General features: G+C 48.2%; 17 protein-coding genes and 3 pseudogenes. 10 read left to right on the top strand and 10 right to left on the bottom strand.

The genetic code is table 11. The annotated features are described in order from the left end of the window. Window positions 1-4 precede the first annotated feature (4 nt). Genes tauB through tauD form a run of 3 tightly spaced genes read left to right on the top strand, consistent with a single transcriptional unit; the run spans window position 5 to window position 2,441 of the window. A complete protein-coding gene (tauB, locus tag MNO13_RS21170) occupies window positions 5-772 on the top strand; it encodes a taurine ABC transporter ATP-binding subunit (RefSeq protein WP_064540295.1) in 768 nt (255 codons plus the stop codon). After that, window positions 769-1,596: a taurine ABC transporter permease TauC gene (gene tauC / locus MNO13_RS21165; RefSeq protein WP_241939256.1), complete on the top strand. Its 828-nt coding sequence runs from the start codon at window positions 769-771 to the stop codon at window positions 1,594-1,596. The genes tauB and tauC overlap by 4 nt, the downstream gene beginning before the upstream one ends. Beyond that, window positions 1,593-2,441: a taurine dioxygenase gene (gene tauD / locus MNO13_RS21160; RefSeq protein ID WP_241939255.1), complete on the top strand. Its 849-nt coding sequence runs from the start codon at window positions 1,593-1,595 to the stop codon at window positions 2,439-2,441. The genes tauC and tauD overlap by 4 nt, the downstream gene beginning before the upstream one ends. Window positions 2,442-2,500: 59 nt before the next feature. On the opposite strand, the gene nepI is transcribed toward tauD, so the two are convergent. From nepI to speB, 6 genes are all read right to left on the bottom strand, one after another. Beyond that, the gene (nepI, locus tag MNO13_RS21155; protein ID WP_064540287.1) at window positions 2,501-3,685 is read right to left on the bottom strand and encodes a purine ribonucleoside efflux pump NepI; all 1,185 of its coding nucleotides are present in this window, start codon (window positions 3,683-3,685) and stop codon (window positions 2,501-2,503) included. 92 nt (window positions 3,686-3,777) lie between these two features. Next, on the bottom strand, window positions 3,778-4,500 hold the full coding sequence (locus MNO13_RS21150) for a DUF2461 domain-containing protein (protein WP_121814391.1): 723 nt from the start codon (window positions 4,498-4,500) through the stop codon (window positions 3,778-3,780). Between the two features lie 205 nt (window positions 4,501-4,705). After that, window positions 4,706-6,394, bottom strand: a complete 1,689-nt coding sequence (gene betA / locus MNO13_RS21145) for a choline dehydrogenase (protein ID WP_241939254.1) — start codon at window positions 6,392-6,394, stop codon at window positions 4,706-4,708. Between the two features lie 45 nt (window positions 6,395-6,439). Then, window positions 6,440-7,939, bottom strand: coding sequence for a purine-cytosine permease family protein (locus MNO13_RS21140; RefSeq protein ID WP_064540280.1), 1,500 nt, complete (start codon window positions 7,937-7,939; stop codon window positions 6,440-6,442). A 143-nt stretch (window positions 7,940-8,082) separates the two neighbouring features. Continuing rightward, a complete protein-coding gene (locus MNO13_RS21135) occupies window positions 8,083-9,594 on the bottom strand; it encodes an aldehyde dehydrogenase family protein (protein WP_237932321.1) in 1,512 nt (503 codons plus the stop codon). A 24-nt stretch (window positions 9,595-9,618) separates the two neighbouring features. After that, window positions 9,619-10,596, bottom strand: coding sequence for an agmatinase (speB, locus tag MNO13_RS21130; RefSeq protein WP_064540276.1), 978 nt, complete (start codon window positions 10,594-10,596; stop codon window positions 9,619-9,621). 152 nt (window positions 10,597-10,748) lie between these two features. Between speB and MNO13_RS21125 the strand changes: the two genes are divergently transcribed. From MNO13_RS21125 to MNO13_RS21115, 3 genes are all read left to right on the top strand, one after another. Then, on the top strand, window positions 10,749-11,660 hold the full coding sequence (locus MNO13_RS21125) for a LysR family transcriptional regulator (protein WP_241939253.1): 912 nt from the start codon (window positions 10,749-10,751) through the stop codon (window positions 11,658-11,660). A gap of 390 nt (window positions 11,661-12,050) precedes the next feature. After that, entirely contained in the window at window positions 12,051-13,367 is a 1,317-nt protein-coding gene (locus MNO13_RS21120) for a tyrosine-type recombinase/integrase (RefSeq protein WP_241939252.1), read from the top strand. 4 nt (window positions 13,368-13,371) lie between these two features. Then, window positions 13,372-13,986 carry a Fic/DOC family protein gene (locus MNO13_RS21115; RefSeq protein WP_241939251.1) on the top strand — a complete coding sequence of 205 codons (615 nt, stop codon included), beginning with the start codon at window positions 13,372-13,374 and terminating at the stop codon, window positions 13,984-13,986. Here MNO13_RS21115 and MNO13_RS21110 read toward each other — a convergent pair. After that, a complete protein-coding gene (locus MNO13_RS21110) occupies window positions 13,983-14,141 on the bottom strand; it encodes a hypothetical protein (RefSeq protein ID WP_241939250.1) in 159 nt (52 codons plus the stop codon). The genes MNO13_RS21115 and MNO13_RS21110 overlap by 4 nt on opposite strands. Before the next feature lie 224 nt (window positions 14,142-14,365). Between MNO13_RS21110 and MNO13_RS21105 the strand changes: the two genes are divergently transcribed. From MNO13_RS21105 to MNO13_RS21090, 4 genes and pseudogenes are all read left to right on the top strand, one after another. Beyond that, a complete protein-coding gene (locus MNO13_RS21105; RefSeq protein ID WP_241939249.1) occupies window positions 14,366-15,142 on the top strand; it encodes a hypothetical protein in 777 nt (258 codons plus the stop codon). A gap of 191 nt (window positions 15,143-15,333) precedes the next feature. After that, a pseudogene (locus tag MNO13_RS21100) lies at window positions 15,334-15,570 on the top strand (helix-turn-helix transcriptional regulator). Between the two features lie 115 nt (window positions 15,571-15,685). Next, window positions 15,686-17,094 (top strand): annotated as a pseudogene (locus MNO13_RS21095) (YfjI family protein). Window positions 17,095-17,320: 226 nt separating this feature from the next. Beyond that, complete coding sequence (locus MNO13_RS21090; RefSeq protein WP_241939248.1) at window positions 17,321-17,941, top strand: inovirus Gp2 family protein; 621 nt, start codon at window positions 17,321-17,323, stop codon at window positions 17,939-17,941. A gap of 73 nt (window positions 17,942-18,014) precedes the next feature. Here the strand turns inward: MNO13_RS21090 and MNO13_RS21085 are convergent. The 3 genes and pseudogenes from MNO13_RS21085 to MNO13_RS21075 form a co-directional block, all read right to left on the bottom strand. Beyond that, window positions 18,015-18,385, bottom strand: a pseudogene (locus MNO13_RS21085) (hypothetical protein); the annotation flags it as partial. A 172-nt stretch (window positions 18,386-18,557) separates the two neighbouring features. Continuing rightward, complete coding sequence (locus MNO13_RS21080) at window positions 18,558-20,252, bottom strand: hypothetical protein (RefSeq protein WP_241939247.1); 1,695 nt, start codon at window positions 20,250-20,252, stop codon at window positions 18,558-18,560. A gap of 84 nt (window positions 20,253-20,336) precedes the next feature. Beyond that, entirely contained in the window at window positions 20,337-21,023 is a 687-nt protein-coding gene (locus tag MNO13_RS21075) for a hypothetical protein (protein WP_241939246.1), read from the bottom strand. Window positions 21,024-21,031 lie beyond the last annotated feature (8 nt).

The following is a 21,031-nucleotide window of genomic DNA, read 5'->3' as shown; positions in this document are numbered from 1 at the left end:
AGCCATGTTACAGGTTTCGCATTTAAGCGCAGATTTCGATGGTAAAACCGTTCTCAACGATATCAATCTGACCGTGGATGAAGGTGAGTTACTGGTGGTTCTCGGCCCATCCGGCTGCGGGAAAACTACGCTGCTGAACCTGATAGCTGGCTTTGTTCCTTATCACTCCGGCAGCATCACGCTTGCGGGTAAGCAGGTTACCGGACCAGGCGCTGAGCGCGGTGTGGTGTTTCAGCATGAAGGTCTGCTGCCGTGGCGAACCGTGCTGGATAACGTCGCGTTCGGCCTGCAACTTGCCGGGCAACCAAAGCCAGAGCGCGAGGAAATCGCGATCGATATGCTGCGCAAAGTCGGGCTGGAAGATAAGGCGAAGCGCGCCATCTGGCAGCTTTCAGGCGGGCAGCGCCAGCGTGTGGGAATTGCTCGCGCACTGGCCACGCGTCCGCAACTGTTACTGCTCGATGAACCTTTTGGCGCGCTGGATGCATTTACTCGCGAGCAAATGCAAACCCTGCTGTTAAAGCTATGGCACGAAAGTCGTCGCCAGGTGTTGTTGATTACGCATGACATTGAAGAAGCCGTGTTCCTGGCAACCGAACTCGTGTTGCTTTCACCAGGACCGGGGCGCGTGTTGGAGCGTTTACCGCTCGATTTTGGCCGCAGGTTTGCTGAAGGTGAACCGTGCCGAAACATCAAATCCGACCCGGAATTTATCGCTAAGCGCGAGTACGTGCTGAGCCGGGTGTTTGAACAACGCGAGGGTTTTTTATGAGCATCGTTATTCAGGATAAAGCCCGTCGCAAACGGCTGGCGGTGCACTGGCCATTCTCGCGCCAGATAACGCTCAGCCTCACAACGGTGACGGCAATCATTTTGCTGTGGTGGTGGGTGGCGGCACAGCTTTGGATAAGCCCGCTATTTTTGCCACCGCCAGGCCAGGTATTGATGAAGCTGATTAGCATCGCCGGGCCACAAGGATTTATGGATGCCACACTTTGGCAGCATCTCGCCGCCAGCCTGTTACGCATTCTCACGGCACTTTTGGCTGCGGTGCTGATTGGCATTCCGGTCGGTATTGCTATGGGGCTTAGCCCAACGGTGCGCGGCATTCTCGACCCGTTGATTGAATTGTATCGCCCGGTGCCGCCGCTGGCTTATTTACCACTGATGGTGATTTGGTTCGGCATCGGTGAAACCTCAAAGATCTTGCTGATTTATCTGGCGATATTCGCCCCTGTTGCGATGTCGACGATGGCTGGCGTACGCGGCGCGAAACAGGTGCGCATTCGTGCTGCCGAGGCTTTGGGGGCATCACGCCTTCAGGTGGTATGGCATGTGATTTTACCCGGTGCGCTGCCGGAAATCCTCACCGGCTTTCGTATCGGGCTTGGCGTTGGCTGGTCAACGCTGGTTGCCGCGGAGCTTATCGCCGCCACGCGTGGATTAGGTTTTATGGTGCAGTCAGCCGGTGAGTTTTTGGCAACCGACGTGGTGCTGGCGGGGATCGGCGTGATTGCAGTTATTGCATTTTGTTTAGAGCTGGGTTTACGCGCCTTGCAGCGCCGCTTAACCCCATGGCATGGAGAAGGGCAATGAGTGAAAAAGTGAATGTTGTGCCGTTGGGGCCGTACATTGGTGCGCAGGTCAGTGGCGTAACTCTAAGCCGGGGTTTGACCGATAACCAGTTTGAGCAGCTTTATCACGCGCTGATCCGCCATCAGGTGTTGTTCCTTCGCGACCAGCCGATTACCCCTGCACAGCAGCGTGCACTGGCACAGCGGTTTGGCGACCTGCATATTCATCCTGTTTACCCACACGCCGAAGGTGTAGCGGAAATTATTTTGCTGGATACGCATAACGATAATCCACCGGATAACGACAACTGGCACACCGACGTGACCTTTATTGAAACGCCGCCTGCCGGGGCGATTCTGGCGGCAAAGCTTATTCCTGAAACGGGTGGTGACACCTTGTGGACCAGCGGTATTGCGGCGTACGAGGCGCTTTCAGAACCGTTTAAGCGTTTATTGTCTAGACTGCGGGCAGAGCATGACTTCAGGAAGTCATTCCCGGAATATAAACATTTGAGCAGCGAAGAGGAACATCAGCGCTGGCGCGAAGCGGTCGTTAAAAATCCCCCGTTGCTGCATCCGGTGATTCGCACCCATCCGGTCAGCGGCAAGCAGGCATTGTTTGTTAATGAGGGGTTTACGACGCGAATTGTCGATATCTCGCAAAAAGAAAGCGATGCACTGCTCGCATTCCTGTTCGCGCATATTACAAAACCGGAGTTCCAGGTGCGCTGGCGTTGGCAGGAAAACGACATTGCTCTCTGGGATAACCGCGTCACACAGCATTATGCTAACGCGGATTATCTACCAGCGCGGCGCGTTATGCACCGTGCGACGGTTCTGGGGGACAAACCTTTCTGGCGGGGTTAATGGGTTGCAGTGATTTGTCGGCTTGTAGGTCGGATAAGCGCTAGCGCCATCCGACACAATTACTTCACCCGCACTTTTGCCGCTACCAATAGCGCAGTCAGTAGCATCAAACTGCCAGACAACACCAGCGGCGAGAATATGCCGAGGTTATCAAGCGCGAGCCCGCCAATTGCTGCGCCGCAGGTGTTGGCCAACTGGATCACGGCGACCTGAATAGATCCCGCTTTTTCAGCTTGATCCGCCAGCGAGCGGGTGATCCACGTTGACCAGCCGACCGGAATAAGCGCGAAGGCAAAGCCCCAAATTATGGCAACGACAGAAGCGACAATCTTATCCGATCCCCACAACACCAGTGTTAAGGCGCTAAGCGCCAGTATCAGCGGGGCGCAGGTCAGCGCCAGCTTGAGCGAGCGCTTCAGGAAAACGGCAGAAAGAGAAGTCCCGACAAAACTGGCGATCCCAAAGCTCAGTAATACTAGTGTCAAGCCATCGACGTCGAATCCGGCTAGCGTCATATAAACCGGGCGAATATAAGTGAAGAAGGCAAACTGCCCGGCGAAGGCGGTAAAAATCGCAGCCATCCCAGCCAAAACGCCAGGGCGTTTAAGCAGGACAAACATGTTTTGCTTGTGCTGGGTTGATTCACCCGGTAGCGATGGTAGCGCTTTCCACACCCAAATAATGCACACCACGCCCATCAGCGCCGCGCCATTAAAGACGTTGCGCCAGCCAATAATCCCACCTAAAAAACTGCCTAACGGTGCGGCAATCACCAGTGCGATAGACACTGCGCCAAAGATAACCGACAACGCTTTTGGCACTGTTCGAGCCGGGACCAGGCGCATGGTTAATGAAGCGGACATCGCCCAGAAACCACCCAGCGCAACGCCCAGACAGGCTCGTCCCATCAGCAGCATCGTAAAGTTGCTCGCAAAGGAAACCAGCAGGCAGGAGAGAGTAAGCAGAATGGCAAACAGGAACACTACGTAGCGGCGATCGGTTGAGCGGATAATACTGGTCACAAACAGGCTTGCGAACATGGCAACGAAGGCAGTAACGGTAACGGACTGCCCCGCGACACCTTCAGAAATGCCTAATTCCTGCGCCATCGGCGTCAGCAAACTGACCGGTAAAAACTCCACGGTGATCAGGCATGCGACGCAGAATGCCACGGCAAATACCGCCGACCAATTAGGCCGCGCGACGACCCTCGGTTCGATTGTTCCTTCAATATGCTCACTCATTTCGTCACCTGGCGTCGTTACTACGATAAAGCCGCGTAGTGTAGCACCATTAGTGTGACGAACTTAACATTTTGGCAACTTGATCGAGGGTTCTAGAAATCGAGCTCAAGTGCGAAACAGAGGTAGGCCATCAATGGTGCGCAATGCTGAAACTGTTCGGCACAAAAGCTGATGGCACCAGGCTTACACAACTCTTCGAAATCGATATTTTTGACGGCGATAAAATCTTTGCGCTTCAATTCTGTTAGCAGGGGATGCGTCTTATCAAAACCCTTTGGCGGGCGACTTAAGCTATCGCCATCCATTATAAACCCCTGGTTTTGCAAGGTCTGCAACGCCTTCCGATAAGCATTTGGATTTTCATCTATACACATGCGAATGGCATTCAGGGCTTTAGATTCTGGGTGCCAAATCCCGGCCGCAATAAAACAACCTTCCGGGGCAATATGAACATAGAGCCCAGGAGCATGGACATCTTTCCCCTGGAAATGACGAAATTGAATGCCGACATTGGTTTTATAAGGCGTTTTGTCTTTGCTAAAACGACTGTCGCGCTGAGGGCGCATCAGACTACCCCCCACTTTTTTCGGCACGGCGGTCAGTTTGGACGATATGGCCAGAATGCCAGGCTGCATCTGTTCGATAAAACGTAGAGCAGGGCTTCTGACGTTATTTTCGTATTCATCCTGATGGTCTTTAAACCAATCGCGTGAATTGTTTTGTGCGAGCTTATTCAGGAATTGCAGGCTTTCTGGGCTAAACGGTGCTTTTGACGATACCGGAGCGCTTGGGGTTTTAGGTGTTTGAGTCGCCATTATCGATGAACCCTTATAAATACTTATAGAGCGGGCGCCGGCGGTAGTGATCTTAACGGAATATGAGACAAATCATCGACGCCAGCCAAGAGGTTGTTAAAGAGGGTAGCAAGTCTGTCAGCTTAGGGCGAGGCCACCAGCCGTTTATTGGGCTGGTGGGTTTAATCAAAGCACTGGAAACCGAACATTATCTAAACTGGATGAGCTAGACGGTGACTTTGCGGCGGGGCTCGCTGGTGCGTTGCTGCGTTTGCCACTTGTCTGCCAGACCGACCTGAGCATTGGACGGCGCAAGCATCGAATGACCACGAATCAGATCAGCCGCGCGCTCTGCCAGCATGATAGTCGGCGCATTCAGGTTGCCGTTAGGTTCTGTTGGGAATACGGATGAATCAATTACGCGTAGCCCTTGTAGGCCGTGCACGCGCAATTCAGAATCGACGACAGCCAAATCGTCCTCACCCATCCGGCAAGAACCACATGGATGCATTGTACTTTCCATGTTGGCACGCACAAAAGCATCAATTTCTTCGTCAGTTTTCACGTTCGGGCCGGGGGCAAGTTCCACGCCACGAAATTTGTCCATGGCAGGCTGACCGATAATCTCGCGTGTCAGGCGCACGCAACGGCGAAAACCTTCGCGGTCCTCTTCCCGCTCCAAATAGTTAAAACGGATTTCAGGATGTTCATACGGATCGGCAGATCGCACCCGTACATAACCACGACTTTTCGGCTTATTTGGCCCTGTCAGTACCATGAAACCGTGTCCCTTGAACGGCTTGTCACCGTCGTAACGCATCGCCGCGGGTAAAAAATGGAACTGGATATCTGGCCAGCGCAATCCTTTCTCTGAGCGGATGAAACCACCCGCCTCAAAATGGTTGCTCGCACCCAGACCATCTTTGAAGAGTAACCAGCGCAACCCAATCAGTGCCTTAGGGATCAACCCCATTTTGCTGTTAAGAGAAACGGGTTCCTTACATTCAAATTGAATGTAAATCTCAGAGTGATCTTGTAAATTTTCCCCAACACCGGGTAGGTCGTGTTTCACTTCAATACCGGCTTGACGCAATACTTCGGCTGGGCCGATGCCTGAACGCTGCAAGAGATGGGGGGAACCGATCGGACCTGAAGAAACCAACACCTCACGGGTGCAGCGCACGGTGTGTATTTCCCCGCCGTGTTCATATTCGACGCCCACCACACGCTTACCTTCCAGTACTAGTTTACGCGTCATTGCATTGGTGATAACGGTCAGGTTGGGCCGTTCCATGGCAGGGCGTAAATAGGCATTAGCGGTGGACCATCGCACACCATTCTTGACCGTCATATGCATTGCGCCAAAGCCTTCCTGCATGTAACCGTTGGTATCGTCGGTCTTTATGTAGCCCGCCTGTGTACCAGCCTCTACCCAGGCCCCATAAAGTGGGTTTTGCATATTGTTGCCGTTGTTAGTGCTGAGCGGGCCTTCTGAACCGCGGTAGTCGTCGCCACCAAACTTGAAATTCTCTGCTTTGCGAAAATAGGGCAGGCAGTTGCGATAACCCCAATTTTTGGCACCTAACGACTCCCATTCATCAAAGTCGCACGCATGGCCACGGATGTAGACCAGGCCATTGATGGACGACGAACCGCCAAGCACTTTTCCACGTGGGCAGTGCAGGCGACGCCCATCCAGATGTGGCTCGGGTTCCGTTTCGTAGTGCCAGTTATATTTTTTAGTGTTCATCGGTATTGAGAACGCGCTGGGCATCTGGATGATAATGCTTTTATCGCTGCCGCCGAACTCAATCACCAGCACACTTACACTTGAATCTTCGGTCAGACGATTTGCCAGCACGCAACCCGCTGATCCGGCACCCACGATGATATAGTCAAATTGTTTGGTAGACATATTGCTCTTGCTCCATTCATGTTCTGGACAACAACCTCAGACGCGTCATTTATTCCCGGTGGTGTACTCCGGCATATTGATTTCGATTTGCGCGATCACCGCTTCTTCGTGATGTAGGTTCAGCGAACGACAAGACAGGTAGTAGACGATGCTGGATACGATAAGCCCCACCAGCCAGGCCAGATCAACGCTACCCATTGCACGTGCTATCGGGCCGACATACACCTCGCGACTCCCTTCAAAGATGCAGAAGAATGGGACCATCGCCATGAAACCCACCATGTAGGAGAGCAAACCACGAGCTCCCCAGCGGCCATAGAGGTTGCCGTGTGGCAAGAAGAAGTGTGGGATGGCATAGCGTCCTTTGCGCACAAAGAAATAGTCTGTGAGGTTGACTGCTGTCCATGGAACAAGGAAGTACAGCATCACAACCAGATAGATGTTGAGCACCGACAAGCCAGAGCCGGAGTTGTAGATACTCATTGCTACACCCAATTGCAGGAACACGACTAAGAAGATCGCCACAATGCGGGTTTTGGCAGTCGGTTCAATCTTCCTGAAGGAATCCACACTGGTTATGGCCGTGAGTTTGGCGCTGTAAATGTTCATCGCAATAACAGGCAGGAAGGCCAGGATGGTGATAGCCACCATAAAGGTACCCAGATGTGGAGCAAAGCCGGTGCCAACAGTATTGAGTGCCACCAGTACATCAGTCGCATGCAGATGGGCAGCCAACCAGCCACCTACTGAGATCATCCAGGCACCTGATAGCGATGCGCCCAGAAATACCGCCGTGATAAGCTTGCTGCTTGAGGTATTTTTAGGCAGATAGCGCGAATAGTCGGACACATACGGCGCGTAGGCTATGTTGTAACTGGCGGCGGCAGCAAACTGTGCAATAAATCCTGTCCAGTTGAAGCCCAGCGGTGCTTCCTGCACCGCCCCTTCAACTACTGGAGCATCATGAACCCAGCCCATCAGCACCGCCAGAGTGACCAGTCCATACAAAGGCAACGATAGATACAGCGACCATTTGAAGGTTTTGTGCATCCAGTCGTGGCCGAGTATGGCCAGAATGGTAGCGGGAACAGTCACTGCCAGCGCAACCTGTAAAGGATCCCAACTGAACAGTGTTTTCAGCCCCTGCATCATCAGCACCAGGTTGACGATATTAAAACCCGCGAACACAAACAGTGTCGCGATCAAGACCAGCACCACGCCACGATAACCAAATTGTGCGCGTGACTGGATCATCTGTGGTAGCCCCAGGTGTGGCCCTTGTGAGCCATGGAAAGCCATAAACAACGTACCGAACATGATGCCCAGAGTGCCAGCAATCGTGGTCCACAGTGCATCAAGACCGACACTCGGACCAACAAAGCCAATAGTCATAGTGAAGAAGGTAAAGTTGCCGACGAACCAGAATGGCCCCTGGCTTGAGAGTTTATCGGTACGCTCTTGTTCTGGTACAAAATCGATCGAGCGTCCTTCAATAGGGCTTTGATCGTTGCTGGTGGCTTTCACTGCTGTTGATTCTGTTTGCATAAAATACCCCGTACTCGATAAGGGTGAAGCAATAAGAATTCATTAAGCCAGGTAGTAACCGGCTCACTAGTTCAGTGTGTTGTGCGCTATCTGGCCACTTCCGAACAGCAGCGGCTTGCTTCGGAAGTGGCAGGCGAGTCGGACTATGAAGGCAAGGTGATCCACACCGTTTTGGTTTCCATCAGGTGGTCAAGCTGCTCAGGACCCAGATCTTTACCAAAACCAGAATCTTTGAAACCACCGAATGGCAGAGCCGGGTCGATGGTGCTGTGCGCATTGACATACACCGAGCCGGCATGTAGCTGGGGAATCAGCGTGTGTACGCGGGCCAGGTCGTTTGAATAAATAGCGGCAGCCAGGCCAAACGGTGAATCGTTGGCGAGCTCAATTGCCTCTTCGACTGTATCGAACGGGGCGGTCACTAGCACCGGGCCGAAGATCTCTTCCTGTACGATACGCATATCGTTGCGGCAGTGAGCAAAGATGGTTGGCTCAACGAAGAAACCCTCTTCTTGCTGAGGACGACCACCATAGTAAAGTGTTGCACCTTCGCGCACGCCAGCATCAATGTAGGACAGTACCGAGTCCTTCTGCCTGGCCGATACTAGTGGGCTGATGAAACACTCCCGATCCAGACCTGGCGCAATCTTCAGCGTCGAGGTGTAGTCGGCAAGTGCCGTCAAAAAGCGATCGTAGATACTGCGGTGAATATAGGCTCGGGTACCGGCATCGCACACTTGGCCAGAGTTAAAGAACACGCCGTTGGCGACCGCCTGAGCTGCGGCGGGGATATCGGCATCTTCTAGTACCAGAACGGGAGATTTGCCTCCCAATTCAAGGGTGACACGCTTGATGTTCTCGACGGCGGTATGCCCGACTTCACGACCAACAGGGGTGGAGCCGGTAAAGGTTACCTTGTCGATCCCCGGGTGGCTGGCCATGGCTGCGCCAATCACATGGCCATGCCCGGTGATGATATTGATAACGCCGTCAGGAATACCAGCTTCCTGTACTAATTCAGCAAAGCGCAGCGTCGACAATGATGTTAGTTCAGCGGGTTTAATCACGGCCGTACAGCCTACCGCTAGTGCGGCCGCCAGTTTCCATGCCATGGTTTGCAGTGGGAAGTTCCACGGCACAATAGCGGCAACGACACCAATCGGTTCTTTGCGGGTATATGCCAGATAATTGCCCGGCAGGGATGGCTCGACAGTGCGACCATGCAGCTTAGAGGCCCAGCCAGCGAAATAGCGGAAGGTGTCGATGGTGCCCTGGATATCGACGTCACGCGCTTGCGATACCGATTTCCCCATATCAATTGATTCGATCTCAGCCAGTTCATCGGCGTTGGCTTCTATCAGGTCGGCCAGGCGGTGCATCAGGCGCTCGCGTTCCAGTGGCTTCAGGCGACGCCATTCACCGTGGTCGAACTGGTAGCGGGCCGCAGCTACTGCTCGGTCCAGGTCAGTGGTCGTTGCGAGCGGAATCGACGTCAACTGGCCCTGGGTGGACGGCTCAGTGACGGCACTGACTTCTCCTTCGCTACCGTCAACCCACTGGCCACCGATAAACATTTTCTGCGGTTTGGCCAAAAAGCGTCGCGTTGCCTCGGAAATACCGTATTGGTCGAGATAGTGTTTTACTGTTGCATCCATTTGATCATCCTCTCTTTATAGTTCTCAGCGAGACAACGCCTGCTTACGCTCGTAGAAAATGAAACCAATGCTGTTCATCAGCAGTTGGGCGGCCAGAATTGAGGTCACACCAGTGGGATCGTAGGCAGGGGCTACTTCGACCAAATCCATCCCGATAATGTTTCCACCGCTGCGTTTGGCCAATGCCTGAATGATTTCCAGGACCTCGTAGTACTGGAATCCGCCGTGGCTCGGCGTACCGGTACCTGGTGCAATAGAGGGGTCGAAACCGTCGATATCGATAGTGAGATAGTAGTTACAACCCTCAGGTATTTGCGCTAGTACAGCCTCAGTGCCTAAACGGCGCACGTCACGCACTGACAGGATGTTCGAACCTGCTGCGCGGGCTGCGTCGTAGTCGCTGCGGTTGGATGAGGAGACATTCCTGATGCCAAGCTGTGTCATGCCGACGATATGGTCCATTTCTGATGCACGGCGTAGTGGGCTGCCATGGCCATAGCGCACGCCGTGACGTTCGTCGACAAAGTCGAGGTGGGCGTCAAAGTGAACGATGTGAATCGGTCCTCGTCCTGCATATGCCTTGATGACAGGTGCGTGAATCGAATGGTCACCCCCCAGCACCACCGGCATGGCGCCGGAGGCAAGAATTTTTCGTACTGCAAGCTCGATGTTTGCGTTACTACTGACCATGTCGGTATGCACGATGTCAGCATCACCCACATCGACCATGCGTACCTGATCTTGTGTCAGGTAGAGCGCATCATCTTCATGGTCATAAGCACCGGCATGACCAAATGAAAACAAAGTAGATGCCTCGCGAATACCGCGTGGCCCAAAACGGGATCCTGCGCGCCATTGGGTCCCCATATCATTTGGGGCTCCAAGAATCGCCACGTCGGCATCAATCTCTTCCCAGTTAAGGCATACCGGCGATTTGGCAAAAGTACAATGCCCGACAAACGGTAAGTTTAATCGTCCAGTCTCATAGTTATTGTTCCCCATTTTCTCTCCCCATCTGTGGATTTTCTGATGAACGGCAGGCACTTGTTTATTTGCCTTAACAATGACTATGGTCAACAATTTGCAGTATAAAAATAGAAAACATCAGATGTTCATATCGGCATTTCCGAAGCAATGCGTAAGAGGAAAGAGAAGTGAATCAACTGCACAATATTGACCTAAAGCTACTGAGAATTTTCATGACAATTGTGAAATGCAATGGCTTTTCGGCCGCTCAGGCAGCCCTGAATGTCAGTCAGTCCACTATTAGTGAACAGATGACCAGCCTTGAGACACGGCTCGGTGTCAAATTGTGTGAACGGGGACGAAGTGGCTTTCGGCTTACTGAACATGGCGCGGCGACTTACGAGGCAGCACAACGCTTGTTATTGGCAGTAGACACCTTTTGTATGGATACCTCAGCGCTCAAGCGGCATATATCGGGCAGACTCTATCTGGGCATTATCGACAATACCGTTACCGATAGTGGCAGCGTTCTGTCACGCACTTTGCGACAGTTCGTCTCGCTTGGGCATGATGTGCAACTGGATATCTACATTGGTACACCAGCCGAGTTGGAGGAACGCGTATTGGATGGACGACTGCACGTCGCCATAGGACATTTTCCATTCGAGGTGGCGGGGTTGGCCTATACGCAGGTATACGATGAGGAGGATCGCTTGTACTGCAGTTGCTACCATCCGCTTTTCAACAACCAGGCAGAGGGTGATGGCCTGATTGCAGCGGTCCGTGATAGTCAAATTGTGGCGCGTGGCTTCCTGCAACAACGCGATCTGCAATTGCTCAAATCAGGTAGTGCAGCGGCGACTGTAGACAATGTTGAGGCGCAGGCCATTCTCATTTTGACCGGGGCTTACATCGGATTCCTTCCTATACATTACGCCCGCCAATGGGTTGATTCCGGTCATATGCGCCAGATTGTGCCGCAGCAATTTGGCTCTAAATGGCCGTTTTCTTCTGTCACAAAACGCGCAGCAACACAACCGACGATTCTTCGTGTATTTATGGAATCGTTGATGAGTAATTGTAATCCCACTTTAGCCTGACAATGCTTTGTTGATTGGGTTGGTTTTGTTGATAGTCATGTACAGAGACTACCAGCGGTCATCGGTTGTCGTACCTTAATAGCAAAGATTCGAATATCTATTTAATGTAGCAAACAAAAAGGACCTGGATAATTTCTTATCCAGGTCCTTGTTTTATTTGGTGGCCCCTACTGGACTTGAACCAGTGACCAAGCGATTATGAGTCATAAAATTGGCATGTTTTTAATTGTTCGTCATTGTCTCTATTTGTATTTTTAATTGTCTATAATCAATTGGTTATGAAGTTATTTTTGTTTCTGATTGGTTCTCTCATTTCCCCATTGTACTATCCTTACCTGACCCGAAATGGGTATCGGGTCAGGTAACGCTTATCCTCAGAAAGGTAACCTCATGGCCGCTAATCTTACCGAGACTGCTATACGTGGATTGAAGACAAAAAGTACGGCGTACTACGTGTGGAGCAACAGTGCTCAGCGTGGTACCGGCAGGCTTGGCGTTAAGGTTCAGCCTTCAGGCAGCAAGGTTTTTTATTTCCGTTACTACGTTGAGAAAGGGAAGAAAGAGAAGTTCATCCAGTTGGGCATCTGGCCTGAGATGAAACTGGTGACGGCCAATGAACTGGCGAAAAAGTATGGTGCCTGGCTTATTGAAGGAAAAGAACCTCAGCAAGAGCTTGAGCAACAGCGCCTGGCCGAACAGCACATCATGCAGCTGCATCGTTCGCAGGGATCGTTTGAAGAACTGGTGCATGGTTACGTCAATAAGATGAAGCTCGACAATAAGCGGACGTGGGCTGATGTATTGAAGCGCATAGAAAGAGAGTGCTACTCGGTTATTCCTCGTGATACCAAAGCGAAGGACGTGACGCCTCTGCAGATCAAAACCATTCTCTCAGGCATTATCCAGCGTGATGCGGTGGTGCATGCAAACCGGATTCGTTCCTACCTGATGGCGGCATTCAACTACGGTCTGAAAGCTGATAACGATCCGATGAATACCAGTGTGGGTATTACGTTCGGCCTTGAAGTTAACCCGGTATCGGCCATACCGAAACAGTCTTCGGCGGAAAAAGTGGGTGATACATGGTTAACGCTGGAAGAGCTGCGTGTTGTCATGGAGCAGTTCGCAGAGGCCACCAACGTTGGGCCGCTGATGCAGCATTTAATCCGCTTCTGCGTTTATGCTGGTGGGCAGCGTCCGTTTGAAATGATTGCCAGCCAGTGGAGCGCGATTGACTGGCAGCAAAAGACGCTGCTAGTAATTGCCGATGTATCGAAAAACAAACGGGAGCACCTGATCCCGCTGACTGAATCGGCATTAAGTGAATTAGCCTCAGTGAAAGAACTGACTAAAGAAAGTAACAGCCCCTATATCTTCCCGCTCTCGACCAACGGCGAACGACCAGTGCGTACCGATAGTCTGGCGCGTTCCATCATGTATTTCCGAGCTTTTAATCCTGAGTTTAAAGTTTTCACGGCGCGAGATTTACGTCGCACCTGTAAAACGTTGATGGGGGAGGTGGGGATCAGCAAAGAGATCCGCGACCGTATCCAGAATCACGCTTTGAACGACGTTAGCTCGAAACACTATGATCGTTATGATTACCTGACTGAAAAGCGCAGGGCGCTTGAGATCTGGGAAGATCGGATTAACAACTATCAACGACAGCAGGAAAACAACGTTGTGAACTTGTTTGGGCGGAGGTGAGAGCTTGGCAAAATATGAGCTTAATTCAGCAGAAGAGCGGTATCAGCCGGGCTCTGGTGATTTGGTGCTGTCTAATAAACTGGGGATCATTGATGAACAGGAAATGGAGGCGCTGGAATCGGGCCTACTGCTGATGCTGTATGAGCAGCTATTTATTGAGGACCAGCCGCCTGAGGCGCTGGCTTTTGAGCACATCAGCAGGTGGCATCGCCAATGGCTGGGGAATGTGTATGACTGGGCGGGGAGGTTGCGTAATGCCAACTTAACTAAGGACGGCTTTCAGTTTGCCGCTGCCGACAGGATTCCACTTCTTCTCGATGGTTTCGAGAAACAGTTTCTCGCTCAGTCTGGTGCGCTGAAATCCCTGAATCGTCCGGAGCTGGTTAGTTATCTGGCTGAATGCCATGTGGAGTTTATTTTGATCCACCCATTCAGAGAAGGTAACGGGCGTCTGTCGCGGCTACTTTGCGATGTGCTTTCGGTTCTGGCAGGGAAGGGCTTACTTGATTACAGCATGTGGGATGAGCACAAGGCGTTTTACTTCAAGGCAATACAGGCAGGCGTATCAGGGAACTACAGTCCCATGATACAACTGGTGAGCGACATCTTGCCAGATTAACGGGCGAGGCCCACGGCTTTCGCCTGTGCCTGATTTTGTTTGAGTTGCTGCTCAATTTTTTGCACAGAAGCACCGGTTTCTATCGCGGTCGAGCTGGCTACGGCGCGATAAATCTGGGCTTTTGTAACTTGCGGTGATGTTGATTGCTTGCGCATGGGGCGGTTCCTTGATGTATTCAATTGGATTATAGTTGTACTGGATGAATTGGACAATAGATCTCATTGGTTAGTATTTTAAAGCACAATCAAAAGCGTAAAATCGGTGAGGATTTTATTCTGAGGAGGAACAAATATAATGGAAAACAAATCTCAATTTCTTACTGTTGAAACTATCTGTATAAAATATAGTGTTAAGTTGGAAAATATAATAGAGCTTTGGTGTGATAATACTATCTCTCTATATACATCTTGAAGGAAATCCGTGTCAATTATCATGTTCTATTCGTAAAGACGATGAGTCTCACTTAAAGGAGGAGTTAAACGATATTTTCACCGAGATTGGTTCGCCTAATAGTTCACTAGATAATATCGAACAGCATAAATATTTTATTGAAAACCGCAAGGTTGAAATTATTAACGAAGTTGATTTATATCAAAAAGATAAACCCCCTCTAACTAAGATAAGACAGTTTCGAATGAAAAAAGGGGCGGGTATTTTCTATATTCCCATCGGCGATGATCAGTTTTATTACGATGGTTACGCATATGGATATTGGCGGATTAAGCCTGGACCAACTACACGGTTCATAAAGGGTGATTATAAAATATCTAATTCAAATCCTTTGTTGTCGGATGACGATGTTTCAGCTTTATTGAAAGTCATAGGACATGATGAAGGGGCCTTTTTGATATTTAAAGAAGCAATTGAAGTTAATAAACGTGAGCTATGTATGAATGTTGATGACATTGAAAAGTTAGAGTATGTATTGTCTGATTCATCGAAAATTGAAAAGAACGAAAATGAAAAACGTTATTCTAAAGTAGAGCATTTGGATTTATATATTTTGCTGAATGAGTATTGTTTGGAAAATAATGGTAATGTTAATTTTACAACAATGGCTGAAGTGCTAACCACTTTAAACAAAACAAAATATGGTGGGAAATACGCATTCAAACCTGAAACTATTCGCCGTTGGTTAAAAAACATTCCAATATAACTCAATGTATTGAATTGATATAGCTCAGTCCACTTTGTCCGAACTCTTCATCCTACATGCTGTGTTAAAAGGATGAGAGTGTTGTTTTCCTGTTGTCCTCGATACCTTATTAAGGCCTTAATAAGGTGTCTGTTCCTTTCACATCCTCGTAAACTGAGACATGCTGCTTTCACTGAAACCAAGGAGGCAACATGAAAACAACATTCAACTATCCAACCCCCGAAAAACGCTTACAGACGCTACGTAACTATGGTGAACCCCATGACCGTCTGGTAAGAGAAAAAGAGCGCCAGTACATAACATCAATATCTCGTTCCACTACCTAGAAACTGGAGCAAGTCGGTCAGTTTCCCTTGCGTAAATCCATTGGGATGAAGTCCTGTGGATGGTTGCTCAGTGATTTACTTTGTTGGATCAATGAGCGTTAAGCATAGTAGATAAATATTTTATCGTTAGGTATTCATATTGTTATTTCCGCTAAGAATAGCGGATTAGCTACGCTAGCAAAGTTATTCTCATCGTTAATTCAATTCGAGGTATTTTATGTCCATCAGTCGTCCTTTTCCTGTAGAAGCTTTTCCACCGATAATTAGAAATGCTGTTTGTGAAGTGGAGCAACAAACGCAAGCACCTCTTCCGTTAATCGCTGCATCGGTACTGGGTGCCGTTTCCCTTGTTTGTCAAAATAGAATTGATGTATGTAGGCTGAATAATCTTCGTAGCCCAACCTCACTTTTTTTACTAACACTTACGGAATCAGGAGAGCGGAAAAGCACAGTGGACAAAATTTTAATGAGGCCGCTGTATCAACTTGAAGAAGAGTTATTTGAGAGGTATACACAGGAGATAATCGACTGGCGTAATAATGAAGTTGTTTTTAAGGCTAAACAAAAAGCACTTCTATCGAGAATGAAAACTGATATTAGCCGTAACAAGTGTACATCAGCTATAGATGAACGACTCCGACTGTTATTAACAACTGGTCCTACAGATCCTGTGAGATATAAATTAATGCTTAATGATGCAACACCTGCTGCAATGAAAAATTTCCTCGGTGGCCAATGGCGTTCTATTGGTCTAATGTCCGATGAGGCAGGGGTTGTATTCAATGGCATTCTTTGAAAGAATTACCATTTATAAATAAAATGTGGGATGGCTCAGTATTTTCGGTGGAAAGAAAGAGTTCACCTGAGCTATTAATAAAAGATGCTAGGTTAACTATGTCATTAATGGTTCAACCAGATGTATTTGAAAATTATAGAAGTCGTAAAGGTGATATGGCTAAAGGGATCGGTTTTTTCTCTAGGCGTTTGATTTGCATGCAAAAATCAACGCAAGGCTATCGGTCGATTAACAACCCTATTGTATCAACGGAACACCTACCAGTTTTTCATAAACGATTGATTCAGCTCATGAGAGAGAGCATATTTAGAAAAGGAGAGAAGGAACGAGTTTGTTTGAGACTTTCTCTCGGAGCAGAAAGAAAATGGATCGATTTTTATAACCAAACTGAGCGGGAAATGGGCGAGCTTGGTTATTTATCAGACTTTAAAGACTATGCCTCTAAAATGGCAGAGAACATGGCAAGGATTGCTGCATTATTGCATTACTTTGATGGGGCTGAAGGTGATATTTCAGCTCAGGCTGTGGAAGATGCAAAAAAAATTAGTGCTTGGTATGTCGAGGAGTACAAACGTTTGTTCACTGTTTCTAAAGGATTCACGATAGTCGATACTGAGGCTGAAGAGTTATATTCGTGGATAAAAAATCATTGTAAAAATACTCTCTCTGCACATATAAGTAAAACAATGATTTTGCAATATGGACCTCACCGCTTTAGAAATAAGTTTAAGATGAATGAATTGTTAGGCGTTCTTTATGATCAAAATAAAATCATAGTAGATCAAACAACTAAGGTGACTTACATCAAGCCGTGTGGTTTTTATAATTAATTGTAGAGTGTTTGTTTAATAAAGAACTTTGCTGGAACTGTATTCCTAACTGTTTTTAATGTTGGAAAGGTAATATATATTTTTTATACACATCATCATTACCTCTTCATATATCATTAAATGTATTCACGGATAGTTCATTATCTACTGACAGAATATTCAGTCCTATCCATCTCTATTGAACATGCCTCTAATAACCATAGGGGCAGTTACTAAGGAATATTATATGGATTTATATCATGGATCACACGGTGAACATGTATTGGCGTATAGAAAGCATATTGAGCAAGTAATAAATAATGCAGTCGCTGAGTTTCCTAGGACAATGGCATTGCGTGTTTATGTGCACTATCCCCCCATTCTGGACAGAGGTGATACTGTTTGCTGTTTCCCTAACCTAGAGCCTGGAGCTATATCTCGCTTTCACCGCTCGTTAAATGCAATGCTTGAAGCTAATGAAAACCGCAGGACATTAAAAGGCTCAAGAATATATCCTAACCGAGTGCGTCACGTATGGGCCAGAGAGTTTTCAGAAGAAGGTAAATGTCATTTCCATCTCGGACTATTTTTCAATAAAGATGCCTATTACCATTTAGGAGATTATGAACACGAAGACAGTCTGAGAGTGATGATAACCAAGGCCTGGTACAGTGCACTTGGTTTAGAACCTGAAGATTACCCAGGATTGGTCCATTTTGCGCATAATGGAAGATATATATTAAACGTCAATAACTCTTGTATTGACGATGAATATAATAAACTGCTGGAACGTTTAGATTACCTGGCCAAACTCGATACTAAAGTATTTGGTGATGGCGACCGTAATTTTGGATGTAGTCGGAATTGATTTATTTTTACATCAATGGCCTTTCTTATGGATTGAAAAGCTTTACTACCTGATAATTCTCTTATCTTCAGCTCTAAAAACTGTTACGGTGGAGCTCTCCCGTCCCGTAAGACAGTTTCTGTCCTAATGGCAAGGCCTTCGAAAAGGTCTCAGAATTGACGCCTCCGAGATGACTATGGCGCTGGGTCTGGTTGTAATACACATCAATATAATCGAAGATATATCCCTGAATTTATATATTCGCTTTCTGACACGTTCTTTTTTGAGTGAACTGAAGAATGATTGTGCCACTGCAATATGCCAGCAGTTACCACGACGGCTCATACTCTGTGCCAGTTTATAGACCCTGCAGAAGCATAACCGCTGCCAGCAATCGAGGCTGTACTGAATTCTCTGACCACTGTTCTCAATAAAGCTTTCTCGCAGTTTTGGTTGCCAAATGGCCTGCTTCTTTCTTAAATTCAAGGGGGAGTAGTGGTATGCCCGTAAACTCCTCTTATAATCAAAATATAGGCTAGATTTGTCTACGGGCTCGGTGGTACTCCATTTATGAAAATCTTGAATCTGTCTGACACATTGAAATTCAAATCACATTTCTGTTGATGCTAATAACGCATTAATCTTTCAAATAGTCACTAAGATTTCTAACACCTTTCTTGAATGCACCTCTGATTATCATTTCTATAATATGAGTATTCCAATCATTGATGTATGAAGCGGAGCTGTAGGTTTTTTTGTCATGTTTTGAGCTAATAATGAATTCACCATTGCTGCTTGAAACAACAACATCGAACCATCCCACACGAACTCTCTCTGTCGAGCCAAAGAATTTATGTTTTAGCAACGTAACACCAGCATCATCTATGATAAAGCTACCGATGGTAATTTTTTCTCCATCATCGAGATTCTTTAGCATATTGATGATTAATCTTATGCCCACAGCACGCCACAGAGCGTTCTGGAATCCATTAAACACCTTCTCATCTTTAAGTGTAATAACGGCTCCACCTGAATTATTCAGACCATACGCGGAGGACAAGGAGTTGGTAAAACCAATGGTGTAGGTTGTACCCGTTGGCACCCCATTCACCGAGTTACGAACTGCACCCCAGCGCAGAGCGTTAATATCTTCCAATGAATAATGTCGTCCATCCCAGTCAATTCCTGACGGTGAAATAGAAAGTTTATCTTTGAAAACTCGTCCCACTACTGCGCTGAAGGTAATGGATTCATTCCATTCATCATTTTTCTTTTGCTCTTCAACTCGCTCGATATGGAACTCTGCGAGTGCAGCTTCGTCTTCTTTCACTTTCTCAATAAATTGAGGCAGTTCAGAGAATACTTCACGTTCAATTTCTGTCAGGCGCGTAGCTGCATTGAGCATGTCATGCTGATTGTACAATTCGAGTGAGAGGTTACGCAGTGACCAAGCGAGTTGGACGCTTTTCTCGTGATCGATTCCACGCGCTTTAGAGCCAAGCTGGATAGGTCGAGTGAACCTGTCCCAATTTTTAGTTAGTTTTTCCAACGCATTGAGTAACGGTAAAACTGACTCTTCGCCATCCGGGATTTGTTCACGAATTGTCGAGATAACTCGTTGTATATTGGCATCTTCTTTATCAAGTACCGACTGAATTTCTATATCATAAGCATCAAGTAGTTCATTTATCAGCTCTGGCGCAGCCACATGTCCTTCTGCGGTTGCGTAACGGACTGTAATTGCCAGTGTCTCAAGTAAGGTTTCTGACGGCAGACGATTCAAGGCATCTTTAATGACACCATTGTAAATTCGCTTGCGCTCGTAGAACTCTGTCTCAATAAGTTCGCCACTCATGACGCTTGCGAACCCGGACCAGACGCGATCATCATTGATCTGTTCTGTTATCTGTTCCAAATCGCATTCATCGACTTGTGTCGCAAACTCAAGAATAAACTCTGCCAGGTAGTCAGCCGCGTATTCACATGAAACCGCGTCAAAAGCGGCGGCCATCAAATTACAGTGCGCAAGCGAAGGGAGATTTCTTTCTCTCCGAACTGACATAGTATTTACCAGTAAATTGTCCAGTAAACGATTTGCGCGGTCGGGCGAAACGCCAGGTAGCCAGGCCATTTCTGCTGCCACACGATTTTTCGGATTCGTCAGCATGCTTCGGGCTCGTTGGCACTCATCAGCATCATGTAGTAAAGATTGCTGCTCAGCTTGCTCAACAATAGTTCTTCGATCATTTCTCACCGTGATCCCTAACACTGCAAACGGGTTGCTATGCAAGGATGACGTAGTTAAAGACGCCTCATCTGGTGTAAAAGACATTGCAGTTTTTCCTAAATTGACGCCACAAAAGGCGGTTAAAGCCGTTTCATTGTTAGGTATTACGGTGTATTGCCATTGGTTATATTAGAATCTGGCACGTCCTTCATTTTGATATTCATACTGCCTTTGTTGCACGTCGCGATTGGCATTATCATAATCGTTTTGATGGTAGCGATAGCTCGAACAACGCGCATTGTAGTCGGCAATATATTCATTAAAGAGTTTTGTGTCGGCGTTACTTTGAGGATTGAGTGCCCCCCTGGCCGCATCAAGGCGGATACCCTCCGCAAGGCAGTATCGTATTTGCGCGCGACTTAGGACTAGGTTTGTCCCTACAGGTGGCACCTGGTCAATCGGTGAAGCTTCGGGCTCGGGGGCTGAAGAGTTGCTTGCTGTAGACGAGGTGTCGTTAGCGGGTAAGTAAGTCGAAGAATTGTTGGCTGAAGTAGAAGACGGCGGAGCATCATCCGGGCGGTTTGCCAGCCAATAGACTCCCGCAATAACGGCAAGGCCAATGATCCAGTTTCGGCCTTTGTTGTTAGGTTTTTCTGGCGCCGCAGGCTTTTGATACTGAGGTTGCGGCGAAGATGTACTCGGTGAAACTGGGGTTGTGATGACGGCACTGGTAGCTACAGCCGATTGCGGTTTTGAGGTTATTCCCACATTGCAGATTTCCTGCGTTACTATGTCATCTACATCCGACACCATAGAGGCGAGCCCAGCGAAGCCCATTGGGCGCTTATTGTTGTTTTGTTTATGATAGTCCTGCACCTTGTCCC

This window comes from Buttiauxella ferragutiae (assembly GCF_022637515.1).
Taxonomy (GTDB): domain Bacteria; phylum Pseudomonadota; class Gammaproteobacteria; order Enterobacterales; family Enterobacteriaceae; genus Buttiauxella; species Buttiauxella ferragutiae.
The sequence above is the reverse complement of the archived record's forward strand: the minus strand, read 5'-3'. Positions and strand labels throughout refer to the sequence as shown.